This window comes from Massilia glaciei, from assembly GCF_003011895.2.
Lineage (GTDB): Bacteria > Pseudomonadota > Gammaproteobacteria > Burkholderiales > Burkholderiaceae_D > Telluria_A > Telluria_A glaciei.
This window is the reverse complement of the sequence record NZ_PXWF02000068.1, coordinates 1-6,667: the sequence shown is the minus strand read 5'-3', so window position 1 is coordinate 6,667 and position 6,667 is coordinate 1. Positions and strand designations below refer to the sequence as shown.

Here is a 6,667-nt window from a genome sequence, read left to right as displayed (position 1 = left end):
TCAGCAGCATGCCGCCGAGGTACAACAGGCCGCCGCCGAAGCGGATCACGTAGTACGGATAGGTCGCCTTGACACTCTCGACGAAGGTGTACGTCAGGGTGCCGTCGGCATTGACCGCGCGCCACATCAGGCCCTGCATCACGCCGGCGATCCACATCGCGCTGATATAGAACACGATGCCGATGGTCGCGACCCAGAAGTGCAGGTCCACCAGTTCGGTGCTCCACATCGCCTTCTTGCCCGACAGGCGCGGGATCAGGTAATAGATCGAGCCCATGGTGATGAATCCGACCCAGCCCAAGGCGCCGCCGTGGACGTGGGCGATGCCCCAGTCGGTGTAGTGCGACAGCGCGTTGATGGTCTTGATCGACATCATCGGACCCTCGAAGGTCGCCATGCCGTAGAACGAGAGCGAGACGATCATGAATTTGAGGATCGGATCGGTGCGCAGCTTGTGCCAGGCGCCCGACAGCGTCATCATCCCGTTGATCATCCCGCCCCACGAGGGCGCCAGCAGGATCAGCGAGAACACCATGCCGATCGACTGGGTCCAGTCGGGCAGCGCGGTGTAGTGCAGGTGGTGCGGGCCGGCCCACATGTAGGTGAAGATCAGGGCCCAGAAGTGGACGATCGAGAGGCGGTACGAGTACACGGGCCGCTCGGCCTGCTTTGGAATGAAGTAGTACACCATGCCGAGGTAGCCGGCGGTGAGGATGAAGCCGACCGCGTTGTGGCCGTACCACCATTGGATCATCGCGTCCTGCACCCCGGCGTAGGCCGAGTACGACTTCCAGAACGTGACCGGCATCGCCGCGCCATTGACCACGTGCAGCAGCGCCACGGCGATGATGTAGGCGCCGAAGAACCAGTTGGCGACGTAGATGTGCTTGACCTTGCGCTTGAGCAGGGTGCCGAAGAAGACCACCGCGTAGACCAGCCAGACCACCGTGATCAACAGCGCGATCGGCCATTCGAGTTCGGCGTATTCCTTGCCGCGGGTGAAGCCCATCGGCAGGGTGATGGTCGCCAGCACGAGAACCAGTTGCCAGCCCCAGAAGGTGAACGTCGACAGGGCGTCGGAGAACAGCCGCACCTGGCAGGTGCGCTGCACCACGTAATAGGAGGTGGCGAACAGGCCGTTGATGCCGAACGCGAAGATGACCGCGTTGGTGTGCAGCGGGCGCAGGCGGCCGTAGCTGAGCCATGCTATGTCGAAATTGAGCACCGGCCAGGCCAGCTGGGCGGCGATGAAGACGCCGGCCAGCATGCCGATGACGCCCCATACGACGGTGGCGATCGTGAACTGCCTGACGATCTTGTAGTTGTAATTTAAAGCTTTGTCCACAAAGGCTCTCCTGGAATATAACTCGATGACAGCAGGAGAATAAATTTCTGGACGTTAAAAATCCTTGATGTGAATCAAAAACGACCGGATCAGACCGTGTCGTCGTCGCGCACCACGCGGATGGCCGGACCGTCGAGGTCGTCGAACTGCCCGCCATCGTCGGCGATGAAGAAAAACACGGCGGCGAGCGCGACGACCAGCAGGCTCAGCGGCACCAGTATGTACAGGGCTTCCATTTCAAACTCTCCAGCGCCGCAGCCGCAGCGCGTTGATGACGACGACCGCCGAGCTGGCGGACATGCCCACGGCCGACAGCCATGGATTGATTAAGCCGAGCGCCGCCGCGGGGATCGCGACGGCGTTGTAAATCGATGCCCACCACAGGTTCTGGCGGATCACGCGCAAGGCCCGCCCGGCCGTCACGGCCGCCTCGTCGAGCGGGGCGAGGCGCCCTGCCAGCAGCACGCAGTCGGCGTTGAGCTGCGCCAGCGCGGCGCCGCCGCCCATCGCGAACGAGACGTCGGAGGCGCTCAGCACCGCGGCGTCGTTGACGCCGTCGCCGACCATCGCCACCACCGCGCCCTCGCTTTGCAACTGCTGCACGTAGGCCAGCTTGGCCGCCGGCAGGCGACCACCGAGCGCGGTCGCGATGCCGAGCTGGCCGGCGACGGTGTCGACCACCGGCTGCGCGTCGCCGCTGAGCAAAACCACCTGCTGGCCGCGCCGCTGGAAGCTTTGCACCACCGCGAGCGCGTCCGGGCGCAGGGCGTCGGCCAGCTCGAAGCGCGCCAGCGGCACGCCGCCGCCGGCCAGGAACACGTGGCTCGCCTCGCCGCCGCGCGGATGCCCCTCGGAGGCCCCCGTGAACACGGCCGAACCGAGCCGGTAGCGCACCCCGTCGATCGTCCCCTCCACGCCCTGCCCCGCCACGCTGTGCGGGGCGAGGGCGTGCAAGGATGGCTTCCTGTTGGCACGGCGCAGCGCCGCCGCCAGCGGATGCGCGCTGCCCGCCTCCAGCGCCGCCGCGATGGCAAGGCTCTGGTTCGCGTCGAGCGCGCCCAGCGCCACGGTCTTGCGCAGCACCGGCTGGCCCTCGGTCAGGGTCCCGGTCTTGTCGAAGATGACGTGGGTGGCCCGGTGCAGCGTCTCGAGAACATGCGGCTTGACGATCAAAACGCCCCTGCGCACCAGCAGGTCGGTGGCGGCGGCCAGGGTGCTCGGGGTGGCGAGCGAGAGCGCGCACGGGCACGACACCACCAGCACCGCGATCGCCACCTGCCACGCGCGCGCCGGATCGACGACTTGCCACGCGATGAACACGGCGACGGTGAGCACGAGCAGCGCCGTCACGAACCACGCTGCGACGCGGTCGGCCCACAGCGCCATCTGCGGCTTGCCGTGCCCGGCCCGCTCTACCAGCGCGACCAGGCGCGCCAGGGTGCTGTCGCGCGCGGCCTTGGTCACCCGCAGTACGGTCGCCTGGGATGTATTGACGGCGCCGCCCGGCACCTCGTCGCCGACGCGGCGCGGCTGGGCGCGGCTCTCGCCGGTGAGCAGGGCGAGGTCGAATTCGGTGTCGCCCTCGACGATCACGCCGTCGGCCGCGATCGACTCGCCGGGGGCGACCGAGAAATAATCGCCCTCGCGCAGGGACTGCGCCGCGACCAGCTCCGTCGCGCGCGAATCCGGGAAGCCGGTCATCCGCTGCGCGCTGGCCGGCAGGCCGTGCTGCAGCCGCTCGAGCGCGCGCCCGGCCTTGCGGCGCGCATGCTGTTCAAGGTAGCGGCTTGCCAGCAACAGGAAGATGAACATGGTGACCGAGTCGAAGTACACCTCCCCCGCGCCGCGGAAGGTGGCGACGGCGCTGGCGACGAACGCGGCGCCGATCCCGAGCACGACCGGCACGTCCATGCCCGGCATGCCCTGGCGCAGGCTGGCGATGGCGCCGCGCAGGAAAGGCTGCGCCGAATAGAGCACGGCCGGCACCGTCAGCAGCAGCGAGGCCCAGCGCATCAGCGCGGCCATGTCGGCCTCCATGGTGCCGTCGTCGGCGATGTAGGCCGGCAGCGCGTACATCATCACCTGCATCATCGACAAACCGGCCACGAACAGCTGCCGGAACAGTTTTTTGCCCGCGCGCTCCTGCTGTTGGCCGTGGCGCGACGCTTCGTAGGGGTAGACGGTGTAGCCGATGGCATGCAGGGCGCCGATGATGGCGCTCGGTTTGCTCACGAGGGGGTTCCAGCGCACGTGCAAGCGCTCGCTGGCGACGTTCATGTCGCAGCGTTCGATGCCGCCAAGCCGAGCCACCTGCCTTTCGATGAGCCAGACGCAGGCCGCGCAGCGGATGCCCTCGACCGAGAACACGGCCTCGCAGCTGTCCTGGCCCGGCTGCGGCTGCACCAGCGCGGGATCGGCGTCGTACAGCGCCAGTTGCGGCGGCACCAGTGAATCGCCCTTGCCGGTGGCGCCGAAGGCGGCGCGGGTTTGGTAGTAGTCGGTCAGGCCGTTGTCGACGATAGCCTGTGCCACCGCCTCGCAGCCGGAGCAGCACATGGGCCGGGGCGTGTCGTCGATGCGCACCGACCACGCCGCCGCCGCGGGCAAAGGCAGGCCGCAATGGAAGCACAAGGCGCAGGCTGGCGTGGCGCTCATGCCACCCCCATCGAGCGGCACATGGTGTCGAACCAGCCAGTCGGCAAGCCGCCGGCGGCGCGCGCGATGCCCGCCACGCCGAAGGCGAGCACCAACACGCCGGCGGCCGCGCGCAGCTTTTGGCGGTGCGGACCGGGCGCCAGGTGCATTCCGCCGAGCCCCATCAAAAGCAGCATGGGCAGTGTGCCAAGGCCGAAGGCGAGCATCACGGAGGCGCCGCCGGCCGCCGACCCGGCCAGCATCGCCGTGACCAATACGCTGTAGACCATGGCGCAGGGAAGCCAGCCCCACAACAGGCCGAGCGCCATGAACTTGCCCGGCGAATCAAGCGGCATGATGCGCGCGGTCAGGGGGCGCAGCCGGCGCCAAAGCGCCTCGCCGAAGCGCTCGATGCGGCCCAGGCCGGCCCATCCCCCCATCAGATAGAGCCCCTGCAAAATCAGCACGGCGCTGGTGATCCAATACGCCGCGGCCTGCCAGGCCGACAGGTCGGCCAGCAAACGCACGCCGCCGGCGAGGCCGCCCGCGATCGCGCCCGCGGTGGCATAGCTGGCAAGGCGGCCGGTGTTGTAGGCCGCCACCCGCACCACGCCCGCGCTCACGGGCGGCCGCTTGAGTGTTATGACGGGCACGGGAAACGCCGGGCGCTCAGCCGCCGCCATCGAAAACGCGCTCACGATCCCGCCGCACATGCCCACGCAATGGACGCTGCCGGCCAGGCCGACCAGGAACACCGGCAACAGGTTGATACCGTCCATGTGGGCGCTCAAATCGTGCGCGAATGGTGCGGGCCGCTGGCGGTGGCGAGATAGCGGTCGAACACCATGCAGACGTTGCGGATCAGGAGCCGGCCCATGGGCGTGACGTTGATCCAATAGGCGTCCATGCTGATCAACCCGTCGCGCTCGAGCGGCGCGAGGCGCTCGATCTCGGACGCGAAGTACTCCCGGAAGGAGATCGGGTAGGCCTGCTCGATCGCCGGTATCGACAGCTCGAACTGGCACATCAGCATCTGGATGATCGCGCGGCGCAGCGCGTCGTCCATGTTCAGGCGGATGCCGCGCTCGACGGGCAGCTCGTTGCGCTCGATCAGGTCGTAGTAGGCGTCGAGGGTCTTCACGTTCTGGCTGTAGGTGCCGGCCACATTGCTGATGGCCGAGACGCCGCACGAGACCAGGTCGGTGTCGGCATGGGTCGAATAGCCCTGGAAATTGCGGTGCAGGCGTCCCTGCGCTTGGGCGATGGCGAGGTCGTCGTCGGCGCGGGCGAAATGGTCCATGCCGATGTAGGTGTAGCCTGCGTGGCGCAGGGTGGCGATGCACATGCCGAGCATCGCCAGGCGCGTCTCGGCGTCGGGCAGGTCGGCGTCCAAAATGCGGCGCTGCGGCTTGAACAGGTGCGGCAGGTGGGCGTAGTTGTAGACGGCTATCCGGTCCGGGGCGGCCTTGATCACCTTTTCGAGCGTGCTCGCCATGGTGGTGGTGTTTTGCTTTGGCAGTCCATAGATCAGGTCGATGCTGACCGAGCGGAAGCCGGCCGCGCGCGCGGCGTCGATGATCGACTGCGTCTCGTGCTCCGGCTGGATGCGGTTGACCGCCGCCTGCACGTCCGGGTCGTAGTCCTGCACCCCGAGGCTGATGCGGTTGAAGCCCTGCTGGCGCAGGCTGTGCACGCGCTCGGGCGAGACCGTGCGCGGATCGACCTCGATCGAGTACTCGCCCTCCTCGTCGGGCTGGAAACGGAAGCATCGCCGCAGGTGCGCCATCAGCTCGCCCATCTGGGCGTCGGACAGATAGGTGGGCGTGCCGCCGCCGAAGTGGAGCTGCTCGACGTGGTTCATGCCCGAGAACAGGCGGCCCTGCATCTCGATCTCGCGTTTCAGGTAGCTCAGGTAGACGGCGGCCTTGTCGCGCTTTTTGGTGACGATCTTGTTGCAGGCGCAGTAGTAGCAGACGGTGTCGCAGAACGGGATGTGCACGTACAGCGACAGGGGTTTGCAGCTGCCCCGGGTGACCAGGCTCGCCACGGCCTGCAGGTAGTCGCGGTAGCCGAACTCGCTGCTGAAGCGGTCGGCGGTCGGATACGAGGTGTAGCGCGGGCCGGCCTTGGTCAGTTTACGGATGAGTGCGGCGTCGAACACCATCTCCTGCGGTCGTTCGGGGAGCGTTTGGGATGGGGCCATAGTTTGGAGGGCTTTATCGATCATGCCGCAAGCTTATTGATCGGCCGCTTCAAAATCCTTGACGTGCATCAAAAAGCCACAAGTGCCTGGCCAACCGGCAATCACTGTAGACAGTTGCGCTATCATTGCTTTTTTACCTGCTCCGCGGCTGGTGTCTGAGGGGCAGTGGTAGGGTCATTTATCTTCGGTCTGCCGTTCCACGACGGCCAGCAAATCCAGACTATCGCGCAGTTGCCGGGCCCAGTGATGTCGTTCGGATAACTTTGTCATGATGAAAATGTGCCTCTCCACCAGAATTTACGAAGCGTTGCGAGCTCCTCCGGGATAAAAACGGCGATACTTGTGAAGATCAACTCCCGATCGTATTTCTGTGAAAGTAACGAAACGCCGAACTCAAGCGCGCGTGACTTTTCTCGGATCGAATACTGCTGCGTTTCAGACGGATACAGTCGAGGATGTTTAAAGTGGACCCACTGGTCAAGACA

6 protein-coding genes are annotated in these 6,667 nt (G+C 66.3%); all 6 read right to left on the bottom strand.

Features of this window, described 5'->3' with window-relative positions; translation table 11 throughout:
• Positions 1–1,345 (bottom strand): cytochrome-c oxidase, cbb3-type subunit I (gene ccoN, locus C7C56_RS05155; RefSeq protein ID WP_106756408.1); only part of this gene is annotated, 1,345 nt, incomplete at its 3' end.
• Positions 1,346–1,434: 89 nt separating this feature from the next.
• On the bottom strand, positions 1,435–1,581 hold the full coding sequence (ccoS, locus tag C7C56_RS05150) for a cbb3-type cytochrome oxidase assembly protein CcoS (RefSeq protein WP_106756407.1): 147 nt from the start codon (positions 1,579–1,581) through the stop codon (positions 1,435–1,437).
• 1 nt (position 1,582) lies between these two features.
• Positions 1,583–4,000 carry a heavy metal translocating P-type ATPase gene (locus C7C56_RS05145; protein WP_106756406.1) on the bottom strand — a complete coding sequence of 806 codons (2,418 nt, stop codon included), beginning with the start codon at positions 3,998–4,000 and terminating at the stop codon, positions 1,583–1,585.
• Entirely contained in the window at positions 3,997–4,758 is a 762-nt protein-coding gene (locus C7C56_RS05140; RefSeq protein ID WP_106756405.1) for a sulfite exporter TauE/SafE family protein, read from the bottom strand. The genes C7C56_RS05145 and C7C56_RS05140 overlap by 4 nt, the downstream gene beginning before the upstream one ends.
• Positions 4,759–4,766: 8 nt before the next feature.
• Entirely contained in the window at positions 4,767–6,182 is a 1,416-nt protein-coding gene (gene hemN, locus C7C56_RS05135) for an oxygen-independent coproporphyrinogen III oxidase (protein WP_106756404.1), read from the bottom strand.
• Positions 6,183–6,448: 266 nt separating this feature from the next.
• A partial coding sequence (locus C7C56_RS29290; RefSeq protein ID WP_219933109.1) for a hypothetical protein occupies positions 6,449–6,667 on the bottom strand: 219 nt, incomplete at its 5' end.

Bases quoted from the DNA above. Each gene is read 5' to 3' on its own strand.
- ccoS (WP_106756407.1), bottom strand. From the start codon at position 1,581: ATGGAAGCCCTGTACATACTGGTGCCGCTGAGCCTGCTGGTCGTCGCG.
- C7C56_RS05145 (WP_106756406.1), bottom strand. From the start codon at position 4,000: ATGAGCGCCACGCCAGCCTGCGCCTTGTGCTTCCATTGCGGCCTGCCT.
- C7C56_RS05140 (WP_106756405.1), bottom strand. From the start codon at position 4,758: ATGGACGGTATCAACCTGTTGCCGGTGTTCCTGGTCGGCCTGGCCGGC.
- hemN (WP_106756404.1), bottom strand. From the start codon at position 6,182: ATGGCCCCATCCCAAACGCTCCCCGAACGACCGCAGGAGATGGTGTTC.